The organism is Nocardioides sp., assembly GCF_050699375.1.
In the GTDB taxonomy this organism is placed as follows: Bacteria; Actinomycetota; Actinomycetes; order Propionibacteriales; family Nocardioidaceae; genus Nocardioides.
Genome location: NZ_JBOHDN010000386.1, coordinates 1 through 15,007, shown reverse-complemented (window position 1 = coordinate 15,007; position 15,007 = coordinate 1). Strand labels below are relative to the sequence as shown.

General features: G+C 70.1%; 17 protein-coding genes and 1 tRNA gene. 3 read left to right on the top strand and 15 right to left on the bottom strand.

Going from position 1 to position 15,007, the window contains the following annotated elements; genetic code table 11:
* Positions 1 to 10: 10 nt before the first annotated feature.
* Both ACRDPS_RS25415 and ACRDPS_RS25410 read left to right on the top strand, forming a co-directional pair.
* Complete coding sequence (locus ACRDPS_RS25415; protein WP_431504455.1) at positions 11 to 472, top strand: low molecular weight protein-tyrosine-phosphatase; 462 nt, start codon at positions 11 to 13, stop codon at positions 470 to 472.
* Complete coding sequence (locus tag ACRDPS_RS25410) at positions 469 to 1,326, top strand: fructosamine kinase family protein (RefSeq protein ID WP_431504454.1); 858 nt, start codon at positions 469 to 471, stop codon at positions 1,324 to 1,326. The genes ACRDPS_RS25415 and ACRDPS_RS25410 overlap by 4 nt, the downstream gene beginning before the upstream one ends.
* Positions 1,327 to 1,466: 140 nt before the next feature.
* Here the strand turns inward: ACRDPS_RS25410 and ACRDPS_RS25405 are convergent, their stop codons facing one another.
* From ACRDPS_RS25405 to ACRDPS_RS25375, 7 genes are all read right to left on the bottom strand, one after another.
* Complete coding sequence (locus ACRDPS_RS25405; RefSeq protein WP_431504453.1) at positions 1,467 to 2,063, bottom strand: nucleotidyltransferase domain-containing protein; 597 nt, start codon at positions 2,061 to 2,063, stop codon at positions 1,467 to 1,469.
* A gap of 125 nt (positions 2,064 to 2,188) precedes the next feature.
* Positions 2,189 to 2,276 (bottom strand) — tRNA-Ser (locus ACRDPS_RS25400).
* A 10-nt stretch (positions 2,277 to 2,286) separates the two neighbouring features.
* A complete protein-coding gene (locus tag ACRDPS_RS25395) occupies positions 2,287 to 2,754 on the bottom strand; it encodes a nucleoside deaminase (protein WP_431504472.1) in 468 nt (155 codons plus the stop codon).
* Between the two features lie 26 nt (positions 2,755 to 2,780).
* Positions 2,781 to 3,293 (bottom strand): tRNA adenosine deaminase-associated protein, encoded by a 513-nt coding sequence (locus tag ACRDPS_RS25390; RefSeq protein ID WP_431504452.1) that lies wholly within the window; start codon positions 3,291 to 3,293, stop codon positions 2,781 to 2,783.
* 94 nt (positions 3,294 to 3,387) lie between these two features.
* On the bottom strand, positions 3,388 to 4,992 hold the full coding sequence (locus ACRDPS_RS25385; protein ID WP_431504451.1) for an ABC transporter permease: 1,605 nt from the start codon (positions 4,990 to 4,992) through the stop codon (positions 3,388 to 3,390).
* Positions 4,989 to 5,966, bottom strand: a complete 978-nt coding sequence (locus ACRDPS_RS25380) for an ABC transporter ATP-binding protein (protein WP_431504450.1) — start codon at positions 5,964 to 5,966, stop codon at positions 4,989 to 4,991. The genes ACRDPS_RS25385 and ACRDPS_RS25380 overlap by 4 nt, the downstream gene beginning before the upstream one ends.
* Positions 5,963 to 6,769, bottom strand: coding sequence for a MerR family transcriptional regulator (locus ACRDPS_RS25375; RefSeq protein WP_431504449.1), 807 nt, complete (start codon positions 6,767 to 6,769; stop codon positions 5,963 to 5,965). Before ACRDPS_RS25375 ends, ACRDPS_RS25380 begins: the two co-directional genes overlap by 4 nt.
* A gap of 68 nt (positions 6,770 to 6,837) precedes the next feature.
* On the opposite strand from ACRDPS_RS25375, the gene upp reads away from it, so the two are divergent.
* Entirely contained in the window at positions 6,838 to 7,479 is a 642-nt protein-coding gene (gene upp / locus ACRDPS_RS25370) for a uracil phosphoribosyltransferase (protein WP_431504448.1), read from the top strand.
* Between the two features lie 238 nt (positions 7,480 to 7,717).
* Here the strand turns inward: upp and ACRDPS_RS25365 are convergent, their stop codons facing one another.
* The 8 genes from ACRDPS_RS25365 to ACRDPS_RS25330 all read right to left on the bottom strand — a co-directional run.
* The gene (locus tag ACRDPS_RS25365) at positions 7,718 to 8,242 is read right to left on the bottom strand and encodes a DoxX family protein (RefSeq protein WP_431504447.1); all 525 of its coding nucleotides are present in this window, start codon (positions 8,240 to 8,242) and stop codon (positions 7,718 to 7,720) included.
* 156 nt (positions 8,243 to 8,398) lie between these two features.
* On the bottom strand, positions 8,399 to 8,971 hold the full coding sequence (gene thpR / locus ACRDPS_RS25360; protein ID WP_431504446.1) for an RNA 2',3'-cyclic phosphodiesterase: 573 nt from the start codon (positions 8,969 to 8,971) through the stop codon (positions 8,399 to 8,401).
* A gap of 77 nt (positions 8,972 to 9,048) precedes the next feature.
* Positions 9,049 to 9,783, bottom strand: a complete 735-nt coding sequence (locus ACRDPS_RS25355; RefSeq protein ID WP_431504445.1) for a VIT1/CCC1 transporter family protein — start codon at positions 9,781 to 9,783, stop codon at positions 9,049 to 9,051.
* Positions 9,767 to 10,267: a hypothetical protein gene (locus ACRDPS_RS25350; RefSeq protein ID WP_431504444.1), complete on the bottom strand. Its 501-nt coding sequence runs from the start codon at positions 10,265 to 10,267 to the stop codon at positions 9,767 to 9,769. The genes ACRDPS_RS25355 and ACRDPS_RS25350 overlap by 17 nt, the downstream gene beginning before the upstream one ends.
* Positions 10,268 to 10,293: 26 nt before the next feature.
* Positions 10,294 to 11,532, bottom strand: coding sequence for an amidohydrolase (locus ACRDPS_RS25345; protein WP_431504443.1), 1,239 nt, complete (start codon positions 11,530 to 11,532; stop codon positions 10,294 to 10,296).
* 8 nt (positions 11,533 to 11,540) lie between these two features.
* Positions 11,541 to 12,719, bottom strand: a complete 1,179-nt coding sequence (locus ACRDPS_RS25340; protein ID WP_431504442.1) for a M20 family metallopeptidase — start codon at positions 12,717 to 12,719, stop codon at positions 11,541 to 11,543.
* Entirely contained in the window at positions 12,716 to 13,924 is a 1,209-nt protein-coding gene (locus ACRDPS_RS25335) for a PLP-dependent aminotransferase family protein (protein WP_431504441.1), read from the bottom strand. Before ACRDPS_RS25335 ends, ACRDPS_RS25340 begins: the two co-directional genes overlap by 4 nt.
* Before the next feature lie 24 nt (positions 13,925 to 13,948).
* The coding region (locus tag ACRDPS_RS25330) for a M24 family metallopeptidase (protein ID WP_431504440.1) at positions 13,949 to 15,007 on the bottom strand (1,059 nt) is incomplete at its 5' end.

Genomic DNA, 15,007 nt, shown 5'->3' with positions numbered 1-15,007 from the left:
AACTCGGGCCATGAAGATCGCCGTCGTCTGCCTGGGCAACATCTGCCGTTCCCCGATGGCGGAGGTCGTGCTGCGCGAGCGCCTCGACGGTGCCGGGCTCGACGAGGTGGAGCTGGTCTCGGCCGGCACCGGCGGCTGGCACGTCGGCGGCCCGATGGACCGCCGGGCGGCCGCGACGCTGCGCGAGGCGGACCACGACACCGACCGTCACCGAGCCCGGCAGTGGCCGGTCGGCGACCCGGAGACGTACGACCTCGTGCTCGCGATGGATGCCGAGAACCTGGCCGATCTGGCTGGTCAGGCGCCCGACCAGGCCCTGCGGATGTTTCGTGATTTCGATCCCGAAGGGCCCGGCGACGTACCCGATCCCTATTACGGTGGTGCTGAGGGATTCCGGGAGGTGTTGGCGATGGTGGAGCGTACGAGCGATGCGATCGTCGCATCCGTGGCCGCGACCAGGCCCGGTTCGTGACCCGCCAACCCGCGGTCGCGCGTCGTGCCAAGCAGCTGCTCGGCGCGGCGGTGGTGAGCACGTCTCCCGTCGCGGGCGGGGACATCTCGACCGCGACCAAGATCCGGCTCAGCGACGGCTCGCTGGTGTTGATGAAGGCCCACTCCCCAGCGCGTGACGACTTCGTCGCCGCGGAGGCTCGCGGGCTTCGCCGGCTCGAGGAGTCAGGTGCGGTCAACGTGCCCGAGGTGCTCGCCGCCGAGCACGACTGCCTGGTCCTGCGCTGGATCGAGCCCGGCCGCCCGAACGCCGAGGCCGCCGAAGACCTCGGGCGCGCGCTGGCGGGTCTGCACCGCACGCCGGCCGACGGGTTCGGTGCCGAGAAGGACGGGTTCATCGGCCGGCTGCCGATGCCCAACAAGCCCGCGGACACCTGGGCGGAGTTCTATGCCGTACGCCGCCTGCTCCCCTATCTCAAGGCCGCCCGCGACCGCGGCGCCATCGACGAGGAAGGCGCCGAGAGCGTCGAGCAGCTCGTCGGCAAGCTGCCCTCACTGGTCCCGGACGAGCCACCCGCCCTGCTCCATGGCGACCTCTGGAACGGCAACGTGCTCTGGGACCGGAGCAGCCAGGCATGGCTCATCGACCCCGCCGCGTACGCCGGCCATCGTGAGGTCGACCTGGCCATGCTCGCCCTCTTCGGCCTCCCCAACCTGGAGCGGATGATGGCCGCCTACGAGGACGTCACCCCGCTCGCCGAGGGCTGGGAGGACCGCCTCGGCCTGCACCAGCTCTTCCCGCTGCTCGTCCACGCCGCCATGTTCGGCGGCGGCTACGGGGGCCGGGCCGCCACGGTCGCCCGCCGCTACCTCTGACGTCGCCGCTCGGCGTGTCCACTCTCAGGAGGCAAAGGCCCCATTACAGCTAGCCCCTGATGGCAATCGCGGCATGAGCGATGAGCTGTTCGCAGTTGCCTGCGCTCTGTTGAACGGCTCGCGCCGACCCTTGGCCCTGCTCACGCGGCTCGCGCTATCGCGAGGAGGTCTACGCCGTCGCGTTCGACGGACTGGACAAGTGGATCGCCCTCAGCATGCATGTCTTGCCACCTGCCTTCGTCGACCATGACGAACTGGGCGTGGTTTCCGGTCCACTGAGCAATCCGTTGACCGAGGGCGTACTGCTCGTCCGACCAAGGAGTCGGTTCGTTGTCGCCGTGAACGAGCAGGATGTCGATATCTGAGTCGGGCCCACCGTCCGCGCGCGCAGCGGAGCCGAAGACCACTGCCTTCAAAGGCGCAGGTTCCCACTCGCGAAGAGAAGCGGCGATGCGATCGAACAGGTCCTCCCGCAACGCCATGATCGTCTCCACCGCCGGCCATGCGAGGTGGTCACGGTTGGCGCTGTAGAGAATCGCAGAGCCGGTCCGCTCGGCCGTCACCAGGCCCGAGTCGACCAGGCGGTCGAGGACACGTGCCACACCAGGAACGCTGCCGCGAGCGGCAATTCGTTGAATCTGCCGACCGGTCAATGGCTTGCCGGACCGCGCGAGGACCTGAAGCACCGGGCCGTCAAGGGTCGGCACCAAGGTGGCGTACGGAAAGGACAGATCCATGCGTTAACTATAACAGACACTTGTCTGGAATAATTAACACCCAGCCGTGCGCGCTCATCCCCGTCACAGAGATGCAGAAAGGGCGCTTGATCTGCGTTGTCGCAGGTCAAGCACCCTTGTCTGGCTGGCGGTGACGGTGGGATTTGAACCCACGGTAGGTCTCCCTACACAACATTTCGAGTGTTGCACCATCGGCCGCTCGGACACGTCACCGCCGAATAAGTTACAACCTCCGGGGGTCTTCGCCGAAATCGGGGGCGCCACGTTGGGCGCCGAAGAAGTCCTCCAGCAGAGCGCGCTGCTCATCGGCCATCACACCGGCAACGACCTCCGGGCGGTGATTGAGCCGGCGGTCGCGTACGACGTCCCACAGCGACCCGACGGCACCGGCCTTGTCGTCGTAGGCGCCGAAGACGATCCGCTCCACCCTGGCCAGCACGGACGCACCCGCGCACATCGTGCACGGCTCCAGCGTCACCACGAGCGTGCAGCCCTCCAGGCGCCACTCGCCGCGCGCCTTGGCTGCCTCGCGCAGCGCGACGACCTCGGCGTGTCCGGTGGGGTCGGCCTCGGCCTCGCGTACGTTGCGGCCTGTCCCGATCACGGCGCCGGAAGGATCCACGACGACGGCGCCGATGGGCACGTCGCCGGTCGCCAAGGCAGCACGACCCTCGTCGAGGGCGGCCCGCATCGGGCCTTCCCAGCGGTGGCTCGGGGTCACGCGGGCTTGAGGCCGACGGAGTCGTCGAAGGCCTCGCCGCAGCCGATCGCCCGGGCGATCTCGGAGAGTGTCTCGTCGGGGTAGAGGTCGTCCTCGAACATGTCGTCGAGCAGCATGCCCATGTCGACCGCACTCATCCCGAAGTCGGCGAGGATGCCCAGATCACCCGCGGGCTCGTCGTCCTCGTCGTCCTCGACCTCCTCCGGCAGCGGCAGCCCGAGCAGGTCGAGGGCCGAGGCGGCGATCTCCCACTCGTCGGCCGCGGTCACGTCGGAGAGGAGCACCCTGGTCGCGGCGCCGGAGACCCGGACGATCACGAAGAAGTCCTCGTCGATGGCTGCCATCGCGATCGCGCCGCCGTCGCCTGGGAACCGGTGGAGCGCGTGGGTCAGAGTCTCGACATCGGTCAGCAGGTCGTGCGCAAGCTCGCGCACGACCCAGGCTTCACCCTCGCGATACATCGCGACGGCGAAGTCAACACCTTCGATCTGCTCCAGCTGATCAGACACACGACCAGAGTGACACCGAAACCGCCCACGGTCTAGGCACATCGCTCAATTCCACGCTCACCGCGCGGAGTTTCGCATCCGAAACACCGCCCCGTCACCCCACGTCTCGACGCCGGTAGCCGACAAAGGCCAGTGCGGCGACCAACCCGGTCGCGGCCAGGAGCACGACCGTCGGTCCGGCGGTCCAGGTCTCGGCCGGGTATACGGGCAGGTGGAAGAAGGGCGACAGCGAGCGGACTCCGTCGGGCAGCTCGAGAGTCTCCCCGAGGAAGGCGTCCAGCACCACCCAGGCCACCAGCGCCCACGCCAGGGCGGCGAACCGCGGCAACCACGCCAGGACGAGGAGGGCGAGGGCGGCGACGAACAGCATCGCGGGCAGCTGGGCGAGGATGCCGAGCACCAGCTCGGACACCCGCGAACCCGACACCTCACCGGCGACCGGGACGTAGCCCAGCACCATCCCCGCGCCCATCGCCAGGGCCACCAGCACCACGCCGACGACCGTGACGACGAGTGAGCCGACCAGCCAGCGAGCTCGTGTGAGCGGGGTGGCGATCAATGCCTCCAGCCGCCCGGTGTCCTCTTCCGACCGGAGCCGCGACACCGAGGCGACGCCGAAGACCGCGCCGATCACCCCGAGGGTGAGGTTGATGTAGCCGAGGAACGCGTCGATCAGAGCGTCACCCGCGCCGGCCCCCATCCCCATCGCCTCGAGCATGTCGGGGTTGCCCTTCAGCATGTCGGGCACCTCGGGGATCACGGAGCCAAAGATCGCGGCGAGCGCGGCCAGCCCGACCACCCAGCCGATGACCAGGCCGCGCTGGGTACGCAGCGCCAGACCCCACGGTGTCCCAAGGGAGGCGGAGGCGCGCGAGGCACCGGCTCGCGGTTGCATCAGGCCGGCCCCGGCGTCGCGGCGCGCGGTCAGCACCACGGCCAGGCCGAAGCAGATGACCGCGGCAGCGAGCAACACCCCGAGCAGCCACCAGCGCTCGTCGCCGAATGCATCGACCCCTTGGGCCCACCCGAACGGCGAGACCCAGTAGAGCGCACTGTCGCCGACGGCGCCGACGCCGCGGACGACGTACGCCGCCCCCAGCAGCCCACCTGCGATCGCGAGCGCACCGCGGGCCGACGCCGTGACCTGGGCTGCCGCGGCGGCGAGCCCGGCGAAGAGGAGTCCGAGCATCCCGACCTCCGCCGCGAAGGCGAGCGAGCCGGTCTGTTCCAGGCCGAGGGCGACCAGCGCCGCGGCCAGCAGCCCGCTGACGACGAGCGTCGCGGCGAGCGCGACCACGAGTGCGGCCAGCTGCGCGGCGTGGCGTCCCACGACTCCAGAGCGGACCAGCTCGGCCGCCCCGGACTCCTCCTCGGCGCGCGTGTGACGGACCACCGTGAAGACGACCAGCAGCGTGATGCCCAGCGTGACGATGAAGGTGATCTCGTTGGCGATGATCCCCTCGACCGTGTCGAGGGCGACCTGCCGGCCGCTGGTGATCCGCGACGCCGCGCTCTCCCCGGCCGTCGGCCCGTACGTCGCGATCTTGGCGGGCGTGTCGTAGGTTCCCTTCACGGTCGCCGCGCTGGCGGAAGAGATCCCGACGATGCCGAGCGTCCAGAGGGGCAGGCGCAGCCGGTCACGTCGCAGCGCCAGCCGGATCAGGGTCGACGTACCGGCGAAGAGCTCGTGGGCACTCATCGGGTCACCACGTCCATGTCGTCGACCGTGTCGCTGTCGCCCGTGTCGCTGTCGCCCGTGTCGCCATCCCCGTCGCCGGGCACCACGTCGCCGTACTGGCGGAGGAACAGCTCCTCCAGCGTCGGCGGGTGTGCCTGGAGCGAGACGATCCCCGCCCTGTGCAGCAGACCGACCACATCGTCGAGCTGGGCGGTGTCGACGGCCAGCGTGACCGTGTGCGTGCCATGGCTGTCGTCGTACTCGGGGTCATGGACGCCGGGGAGGGAAGCCAGGCCCGTGACCGGCGTTCGGGTGTCGGCGACGACGGTGGTGCGGGTCAGCGTACGCAGCTCGGTCAGCGTTCCGCTCTGGACGGCACGGCCGGCCCGGATGATGCTCACCCGGTCCGCGAGCCGCTCGACCTCGGCCAGGATGTGGCTGGACAGCAGCACCGTCGCTCCCCGCTGCGTGACCTCCTCGACGCACTCCTGGAAGACCGCCTCCATCAGCGGGTCCAGGCCCGAGGTCGGCTCATCGAGCAGGTAGAGGTCCGCCTCGGCGCTGAACGCCGCGACCAGCGCGACCTTCTGCCGGTTGCCCTTGGAGTAGGTCCGCGACCTCTTGCGCGGGTCGAGCTCGAAGCGGTCCACCATCTGCCTGCGCAGCTTCTCGTCGAGACCGCCGCGTAGCCGGCCGAGCACGTCGATCACCTCACCGCCGGTCAGGCTGGGCCACAGCGGGACGTCGCCCGGCACGTAGGCCACCCGACGGTGGAGCGTGGCGACGTCGCGCCACGGGTCACCGCCGAGCAGCCGCGCCGTGCCGCTGTCCGCGCGGAGCAGCCCCAGCAGCACCCGCATCGTGGTGGACTTGCCGGCGCCGTTGGGGCCGAGGAACCCATGCACCTCGCCGGTCTCGACGTGCAGGTCGAGCCCGTCCAGAGCCCGTACGCTGCCGAAGGTCTTGACCAGTCCGGTCAGGTCGATGGCTGTCATTCTTCCTTCTCCTCCTGTGTGACGGTGTGCGGTTCAGGCGCAAGTGCACGTGCACGGGTGCGTTCGATCAGCATGCGAGCGGCGGCGGCCTGGGCGGGGGTGAGCTCCTCGATGACCGCGTCGATGACGGACTCGCCGCCGACGCCCACGAGGTCGTGCTCGGACAACGCACGCAGAGACTCCTCCGGCAGCACATCGAGGATCAGGTCCACGAGCCTGCCGACCACCGGGTCGTCCGGTTCCACGTCCGCGAGCCGGTCGAAGTCGTCGTAAACCCGGACCAGGCGTCGGGTGTAGTCCTCGTCGCCGAGCAACGGCAGCATCGGGGCGATCCAGCGACTCGCGTCGGCACCGGGGATGAACGCGAGTACGTCGCGGTCGAGCCTGGCTATCGGGCCGGTGGCGCCGGCGGCCTCGACCCGGGTGAAGAACTCGACCAGTTCCGGGTCGGGGAGGTCGTCGAGCGCGAGGTGACCGTCACGTACCCGTTCCCGCAGCTCAGCGAGGCGCCGCCGCTGAGCCGCCAGACGTTCCTGCTGCACCGCGAGGGCGGTGTCCATCGAGGCGATGATCTCCCCGAGGTCGCGTCCCTCCTCGTCGGCCAGGACCTGGCGCACCTCGTCGAGGCCCAGTCCGATCTCGACGAGCCGCCGGGCGTGGCTGAGCAGCACGAGGTCCCGCATGCCGTAGACGCGATAGCCGGCGGCGGAGCGCACCGGCTCGGGCAGCAGCCCGACCTGGTGGTAGTAGCGGACGGTGCGGGTGCTCACCCCTACCGCCGCGGCGAGTTCTCCGATCTTCATGAGACCAGTGAAGACCTTGACGTAGCGTAAAGGTCAAGGGGCTGGCAGGTGACGTAGGGTTCGGGCTCATGGAGACCCTCGTTGTGGACCACCCCCTCGTCGCCCACAAGCTCACCACGCTGCGCAACAAAGAGACCGATTCCTCGACTTTTCGTCGGCTTGCGGACGAGCTCGTCACGCTGCTTGCCTATGAGGCGACCCGTGGGGTGCGGGTCGCTGCCGTCGACATCGTCACGCCGGTCTCGCCCACCCAGGGCGTACGCCTCACGGATCCGCAGCCGCTGATCGTCCCTATCCTCCGGGCAGGTCTCGGCATGCTCGACGGCATGATCCGGCTGCTGCCGACCGCTGAGGTCGGCTTCCTCGGCATGGTCCGAAACGAGGAGACGCTGGAGGCGACGACGTACGCCGAGCGTCTTCCCGCCGATCTCTCCGGGCGCCAGTGCTACGTGGTCGACCCGATGCTCGCCACCGGCGGCACCCTTGCCGCGGCGATCGACTTCCTGGTCTCGCGCGGCGCCGACGACATCACCGCGGTCACCCTCCTGGCCGCCCCCGAGGGCATCGAGGCGCTGGAGAAGGCCCTCGACGGCATCAAGGCGCCGGTCCGTCTCGTCACCGCCGCGCTCGACGAGAAGCTCAACGAGAAGGGCTACATCGTCCCCGGCCTCGGCGACGCCGGCGACCGCCTCTACGGCGTAGCCGGCTGACCCCTCGCCGAGGCGTCACTTCTGCAGGCCGAGACGTCAGCTTTGCAGGCCGAGAGGTCAGTTCTGCAGGCCGAGATGGCACTGCGGTGACGCTTCGGCCTGCACAACTGACGCTTCGACCTGCAGAGTTGACGCCTCGACCTGCAGAGTTGACGCCTCGACCTGCAGAGTTGACGCTTCGGCCTGCACAAGTGACGCTTCGGCCTGCAGAGTTGACGCCTCGGCGAGGGGGGAGGGGTCAGGCCTTGAGGGTGACGGTCTCCTCGACGTACGGCGGGGCGGAGGCCTCGGCGGCCTCGTCGTTCTCGGCGCGGCGCTTGGCAGCGCGGGCCTTGAAGGGCCAGGTGAGGATCTGGTCGAGGGTGATCCGGCCGGGGGCGATCAGGCCGAGCACGAGGGCGGCGACGCCGAGGGCTGCCGGGAGCTCCCAGCCGCCCTGGTCGACGAAGACCTCGGTGGTGCGGTGGGCGTACCAGATCGCACCGGCCATCTGACCCGCGAGCACCACGCCGGCGATCGGCGCGAACAGGCCGAGCACCAGCAGGGCGCCACCGACCAGCTCGACGTACGTCGCCACCTGGGCGGCGATCCCGGGCTGCGGGACACCGAGGCCGCCGAGGAACTGCTCGGTGCCGGCGAAACCCTGCTCGTACTTCTGCCAGCCGTGGGCGACGAAGATCCCGCCGACCACCACGCGGGCGGCGAGCAGCACGACGTCGTTGAACAGTCCGGTGTAGGCGTTGCGCCCCACTCGACGACTCATGTCCGGTTCTCCTCTGGGTCGGATCAGCACAGTCAGGTCAGAACAGGCCGCACACGGTAGCGACCCGGATCGGCGATCGGTACCACCCGGGGCAACGTGTCCCCGGGTTTAACCGACGGGGCTGTGCTCGATGGAGCTGTCCTCGACGGCGCGTCGCTAGATGGCGCTGTGCCCGAACGGGAAGGCCGCGACGGTCTCGTAGACGGGGCGCTTCCTCGGACCCTCGCCCAGCCGTGAGCGCACCAGCGCGAACGACGAGACGGTCCAGGACGGGCCGCGATAGGCGTCGAGCAGCCGCACCCAGTTGCTGAGCTCGACCGGCTGGCCCGTCCGCGCGAGCGTCAGGTGTGGCCGGAACCGTCCGCCGTCGACCTCGATCCCGGCCTTGACCAGGGCGTTCCGGCTACCGGCGGCCACCCGGTCGAGCTCCTCGGCGGCGTCGGTCTCCAGGCCCGCGTAGAGGACCTTCCCCTCGGCGACGTTGGGAAAGGCGCCGCCGCCGGTGACGGTCAGAGCGAAGGGCGTACGCCGCCCCGCGGCCGTCTCCAGCCGCTCGATCGCCTCGTCGAGCGACCTGTCCGGGACGTGCTCGGCGAAGGCGAGCGTCAGATGGAGCTGCTCGGCGGTCGCCCAGCGGAAAGCAGCCGCCTCGCGGCGTACGGACAAGAACTCGTCGAGATCCTCGATCACCGACTCCGGCGGGATCACCGCCACGAACATTCGATTCATCGACACCCATTGTGCCCGGCGGCGCCGCCAGGTTCACCTGAGTTCCGGTCGTCCGAGTTCCGGTCGTCCGAGATCGGTCACCCGATCCGTGTGCCGAGGAGACTGCCGACGAGGTAGGTCACCAGCATCGCCAACAGCCCGCCGGCGACGTTGCGCAACGCTGCCCGGACGGGCGGCGCGTAGCCCAGGCGCGCACTGGTCCAGCCGGTCACGGCGAGCGCGGCGGCGACGGTGAGGACCGTCGCCCAGATGCGAACGCTGTCGGGGAAGAGCGTGATCGCCAGCAGCGGCAGCAGCGCCCCGAGGAAGAAGGAGACCATGGACGCCCCGGCCGCGGCCCACGGCGAGGTGAGGTCGTCGACGTCGATCCCGAGCTCCAGGGCGGCGTGGGCCCGCAGCGCATCGCGCTTGGTGAGCTGGCGGGCGACGTCGGAGGCGGTCTCGTGCTCGAGCCCGCGTTCTCGCAGGAACCCTTCCAGCTCGACGAGCTCCTCCTCGGGCATGTCCCGAAGCTCACGGCGCTCCTTGGCGATCAGCGACTCCTCGGTGTCGCGCTGCGTCGAGACCGAGACGTACTCCCCCGCCGCCATGCTGATCGCGCCCGCCACCAGCGCGGCGACACCGGCGATGAGGATCGCGCTGTCGTCGGTGGTCGCACCGGCGACGCCCATCACCACACCGGCGGTGGAGACGATCCCGTCGTTGGCTCCGAGGACGCCCGCGCGCAGCCAGTTGAGCCGGTTGTTCAGGCCCTCGGCCCGCTCCTCGGCGTCGTCGTGGCCCGTATGGGCGCCGTCACTGGGGAGAGTCACTGCTCCCGCTGCTCTTGTCCGGCACCGGGGGCTGCGGGTCCTCGCAGAAGGTCACCGACCCGGTCTTCCCGCCGTGGTACTCGTACTGCTTCCCAGCAGCCTCCAGCACCACGCGTACGCCGTCGGTCAGCGCCATCGTGTACATCTTCCCCGGCTCGGGGCAGCCCAGGCTGCCGTCGCGCCAGGTCACCTCGTCGTTGGAGACGACGGTGATCTCCTCGCTCTTCACGCCCTGACGCTCGCTCAGGTCGGCGATCGCCTCGGCGACCTTCGGGTCCTCGTTCGGCGTCGGGCTCGATGAGGTAGGCACGTCAGACACGTTAGCGCCTGGGTCCGTGGCCTCGGACCCACATCCGGCGATTGCCAGGGCGAGGGCCGGCGCCAGAAGCAGGGAGTACGCCGCGGAGCGGATCTTGCGCTTGTCAGTGGGGGTCATGCCCTTCGGTACGTCCGCCGGGCGGGCTTCGTTGCGTCCGAGACTCATGCGCGGAACGTTCGCACACACGGCGATCAGATCCCGAACCGCATCGCTCGCTCGCGCGTGCTCCCGCCGCCGCGTCCGGCGTCGGCATCGCTGCTCCAGGTGTAGACCTCGGTGCCGGTGATGAAGACGCGTTCCGCGCGGTGGTCGGTGTCGAGCGGGTCTCCGGACCAGATGACGACGTCGCCGTCGAGCCCGGGCGCGATCGCGCCGACGCGGTCGTCGAGACCGAGAAAGCTCGCCGGGTTCGTGGTGATCGCAGCCAGGGCCGTGTCGCGCGGGAGGCCGTCGCGTACGGCGAAGGAGGCCTGATGGACCAGGAAGTTGATCGGGATGACCGGGTGGTCGGTGGTGATCGCGACCCGGACGCCGGCGGCGGCCATGGCGGCGATGTTGCGGTTGGCCCGGTTGCGCACCTCCACCTTCGAGCGGCTCACGAACATCGGGCCGTAGATGACCGGGATGTCCTTCTCGGCGAGCACGTCGGCGAGAAGGTGGCCCTCGGTGCCGTGGTTGACCACGAGGCGGTAGCCGAACTCCTCGCTCAGCCGGATGGCGGTGGCGATGTCGTCGGCGCGGTGGGTGTGCTGGTCCCAGGCGAGCTCGCCGGCGAGCACGCGGGCGAGGGTCTCCTTGCCGAGGTTGCGGTCGAACGGCTCGCCCTTCTCCTCGGCGGATGCCGCGTTGGCGGCGTAGTTCTGCGCCTCGACAAAGGCCTTCCTGATGATGTTGGCGACGCCGAGACGGGTCGACGGGGTCTTCTTCTGGTCGCCATAGACGCGCTTGGGGTTCTCGCCGAGGGCGCTCTTGACCGAGACCGAGTCGGAGACGACCTGCTCGTCGATGGTCCGCCCGCCCCAGGTCTTGATCGCGACAGTCTGGCCGCCGATCGGGTTGCCCGAGCCGGGCTTGATCACCGCGGTTGTCACCCCGCCGGCGAGGGCGTCGCGGAAGCCCTCGTCCTCGATGTTGACCGCGTCGATCGCCCGCAGCGCCGCGCCGTCGGGGTCGGTCATCTCGTTGGTGTCGTCCCCGGCCCAGCCCTCGCCCTGCTCGTGGATGCCGATGTGGCCGTGCGCTTCGACGAACCCCGGCAGCAGCCACTTGCCTTCCGCGTCGATCGTGTCGACTCCGTCGGGGATGGCGATGTCGGCTCCCACCACCGTGATCACCCCGTTCTCGATCACGACGGTGGCGTTCTCGATCGGGTCGGCGGAGACCGGGACGACGTACGCGTTGGTGATGGCAACAGAGGAGCGCTGAGTCATGGGCGTCATCATGCCGGGCTCGGGCCGGCTGTGTGCTGGAAGAGGGCGGCGTAGGTGTGCGCGGCGGTGATCAGCTCCGCGACCTCGACGCTCTCGTCGGGTCGGTGGGCCTGCTCGGAGACCGAGCCGGGGCCGAGCACGACGACCGGGATGCCCTGGCTGGCGACGAAGCCGCCGTCGCAGGCGGCGGTCCAGCCGGTCGGGGCGGGCGAGGGTGCACCGGCTGCCGTCAGCGCGGCGGCGACGTTGTCGACAATCGGATCGTCGACCGGGGTCTCGAAGCCGGGCATGTCCATGGTCATATGGACGTCGACGGCGAGGTCGCGGCCGGCGAGGCCGAGGGCGTCGAGGTTGCTCTCGACCTCCTTCCGTACGTCCCCGGCGGACTCGCCCGGGAGCAGGCGGCGGTCCGCGGTGATCCGGCAGTGGGCGGCGACGGTGGAGGTCGCCTGGCCGCCCTCGATGGTGCCGACGCTCCAGGTGGCGGGACCGCACAGCGGATGTGGGCTCGCGGCCAGCTCGCCGTGCCAGCGCTCGATCTCGGCGACGACCTGGGCCATTCCGTGGATCGCGTTGCGGCCGTCGGACGGGTTGCCGGAGTGGGCGGCGCGGCCGGTGAGCGTGATCTCCAGGTACGCGTCGCCGCGGGCGGCGATCACCGGTTGCAGGCTGGTGGGCTCGATGACCAGGCAGGCCGCATGGTCGGCGCCCGACAACCCGCGGACGAAGTGACGGACGCCGAGACCGAGCTCCTCCTCGTCGACGAGCACGGCGAGGGTGATCGCGGGCCGATCGACACCGTGTCGCTGGGTGGCCGTGTTGTCGACTGTGGACAATGCGACGATCGCGGCGGCCAGACCGCCCTTGGTGTCCGCACTGCCTCGCCCGTGCAACCGCCCGCCGCGTACGTCACCGGAGAACGGGTCCCCGCCCCAGCCGTCACCGGGCGGCACCACGTCGGAGTGGCTCACGACCAGAAGGCCGGGCTCGGGACCGCTGCCGACGCGAGCGATCAGGTTCGCGCGTCCGGGCGCGACCTCGTCCAGGGTGACGTCGAACCCGCGCCGGCGGCACTCCTCGGCGAGCACCGCAACCGTCTCCGTCTCCTCCCCCGGCGGATTCTGGCCCCGGGCGCGCACCAGGCGTTGGGCGAGCGCGACCACCTCGTCGGCATCGACCGCGGTCACCGCCGCTCCTGGGCAAGACGGTCGACCGCCCGCCGCAGCCGCGCGACGCCCTCGGCGATCCGGCCGGGTGGGGTCGAGGCGAAGCAGAGGCGTACGGAATGCGGGAAGCGCCCACCCGGCGAGAAGGCGTTGCCGGGGATGACCGCGACCCCCTCCGCCAACGCGACCTCGAAGAGCGCCGTGGTGTCGACGGACGGCCCGAAGGTGACCCAGAGGAAGAAGCCGCCGTCGGGGTCGGTCCAGGTCGCCTCGCCCTCGAAGTGCTCGGTCAGCGCCGCGCGCATCGCCTGCTTCCGCTCCTTGTAGACAATCCTCTGATCGGCCACGTGGGCGTCGAAACCTCCCGAGGAGACGAACCCGGCGACCTGCCGCTGCGACGGCAGGTTGGTGCAGGTGTCCATCGCCTGCTTGGCGTTGATCAGCAGCTGTCCCAGCGACGGGTCGGCGTCGACCCAGCCGACCCGCAGCCCGGGCGCGACGGTCTTGGAGAACGTACGCACCGAGAAGACCAGCGGGTCTCCCTCGGCCAGCTCGTGCAGGGTCGGAAGCGGATCACCGGAGAACCGGAGCAGGCCGTAGGGGTCATCGTCGATGAGGATCGATCCCCACTCCCGGGCCAGCTCGATGAGCCGGACCCGGCGCTCCAGCGAGAGGGTCGCCCCCGACGGGTTCTGGAAGGTGGGGATGGAGTAGATCGACTTCGGGCGGCGGCCGGTGCGGCGTACCTCTGCCTCCAACCGCTCGACGTCGAGGCCGTCCTCGTCGACCGGGATCTCGAGAAGGTCGGCGGAGTAGGACAACGCGGTCGCGCTGCCGTTGGTGTAGGTCGGCGCCTCGACGACGACCAGGTCACCGGGGTCGGTGAAGAGCTTGTGGGCGAGGTCGAGCCCCTGCATACCGCCGGCGGTGATGGTGAGCCGGTCCGGCGTCGTCTCGTCACTGGTGCCGGCGAGCTGGGCCAGCAGGGCCTCCCGCAGAGCGGGGTCGCCCTCGGTGGCGGCGTAGTCGTAGGCACCCGGATCCAGCGGGACCGCGGCGAGCGCGGCGGCCGGGATCGAGTCCTGAGCAGGACTGCCCATGGCGAGGCGGACGATGTCGTGGGTCTGCAGGGCCAGCAGAGACGTACTCGAGTCGATCACCGATCCGACCAGGTGCTCGCTCCGGGCCGCCAGCGGCAGCCGCGGGTCCGTGTGGATTATCGACACTTGAGACTCCTTACTCGTTGACGATCACTCGTTGACGATCAGCTGACGCGGCCTCGAGGTCAGCGGCTCGGGCAGGTGCTCGGTGACCAGGACGGACTCGGAGAGCTCATAGGCCCAGCCGTCCATCCACATCCCGAGGATCACGTGGAAGGCCATCCCCGGCGCCAGAACCGTCTCCTCCTCGGCCCGGAGGCTGACCGTCCGCTCACCCCAGTCGGGAGGGAAGCCGACCCCGATCGAGTAGCCGATCCGGGACTCCTTGGTGAGCCCGTGAGCGGCGATCACCTCGGTGAAGGCGGCATGTACGTCGGCACCGGCCGCCCCCGGCTTCATCGAGCCGAGCGCGGCCTCCATGCCCTCGGCCGTCGCGGCAGCGCAGTCGAGAAGCTTGGCCGAGGGCGGGCCGAGGCAGACGGTCCGGGCGAGCGGGGCGTGATAGCGGTTGCGTACGCCGGCCAGCTCGATCGTGGTCGCCTCACCGCGCCGCAGCACCCTGTCGGTCCAGGTCAGATGGGGTGTGTCGGCGCTGTCACCGGTCGGCAGCAGCGGCACCAGAGCCGGGTAGTCCCCACCGACGCCGCCAACACTGACTGTCTGCGCGGACTGGATGTCGGCGACGACGTCGCACTCACGGCGCCCCGACCGCACTCCCTCGAGCGCGACGATCATCGCCCTGTCGGCGACCTCACCGGCGGCTCTCAGCTGGTCCAGCTCGGCCGGCGACTTCACCAGACGCACCCAGTTGACCAGCTCCTCGCTGTCGACGATCCGCGTGCGTGGCAAGGCCCGCTGCACCGCCAGGAACCCGCGCACCGACAGGAAGTGAGCGTCCAGCTCCATCGCCACGACCTCGCCAGGATTGTCGACAAACAGATTTAGCTCCCGAGCCTGTGCGGCGATGTGGTCGTAGGGATGGACGTCGGGCCGATGGACCAGCTCTTCCGGATAGGCGTGGATCCGCTCCTCCGGGAGCACCGCCGTATGCGCTGCCCCTTGAGCGTCCATCGCGCGCAGGAAGAGGTGCGGCCCGCCCTCGGCCGGCACCACCGCACACTGCGGCACATAGAACGACCAGGCGTTGTA

Bases quoted from the DNA above. Each gene is read 5' to 3' on its own strand.
- ACRDPS_RS25415 (WP_431504455.1), top strand. From the start codon at position 11: ATGAAGATCGCCGTCGTCTGCCTGGGCAACATCTGCCGTTCCCCGATG.
- ACRDPS_RS25405 (WP_431504453.1), bottom strand. From the start codon at position 2,063: ATGGATCTGTCCTTTCCGTACGCCACCTTGGTGCCGACCCTTGACGGC.
- ACRDPS_RS25395 (WP_431504472.1), bottom strand. From the start codon at position 2,754: ATGCGGGCCGCCCTCGACGAGGGTCGTGCTGCCTTGGCGACCGGCGAC.
- ACRDPS_RS25385 (WP_431504451.1), bottom strand. From the start codon at position 4,992: ATGAGTGCCCACGAGCTCTTCGCCGGTACGTCGACCCTGATCCGGCTG.
- ACRDPS_RS25380 (WP_431504450.1), bottom strand. From the start codon at position 5,966: ATGACAGCCATCGACCTGACCGGACTGGTCAAGACCTTCGGCAGCGTA.
- ACRDPS_RS25375 (WP_431504449.1), bottom strand. From the start codon at position 6,769: ATGAAGATCGGAGAACTCGCCGCGGCGGTAGGGGTGAGCACCCGCACC.
- upp (WP_431504448.1), top strand. From the start codon at position 6,838: ATGGAGACCCTCGTTGTGGACCACCCCCTCGTCGCCCACAAGCTCACC.
- ACRDPS_RS25365 (WP_431504447.1), bottom strand. From the start codon at position 8,242: ATGAGTCGTCGAGTGGGGCGCAACGCCTACACCGGACTGTTCAACGAC.
- thpR (WP_431504446.1), bottom strand. From the start codon at position 8,971: ATGAATCGAATGTTCGTGGCGGTGATCCCGCCGGAGTCGGTGATCGAG.
- ACRDPS_RS25350 (WP_431504444.1), bottom strand. From the start codon at position 10,267: ATGAGTCTCGGACGCAACGAAGCCCGCCCGGCGGACGTACCGAAGGGC.
- ACRDPS_RS25345 (WP_431504443.1), bottom strand. From the start codon at position 11,532: ATGACTCAGCGCTCCTCTGTTGCCATCACCAACGCGTACGTCGTCCCG.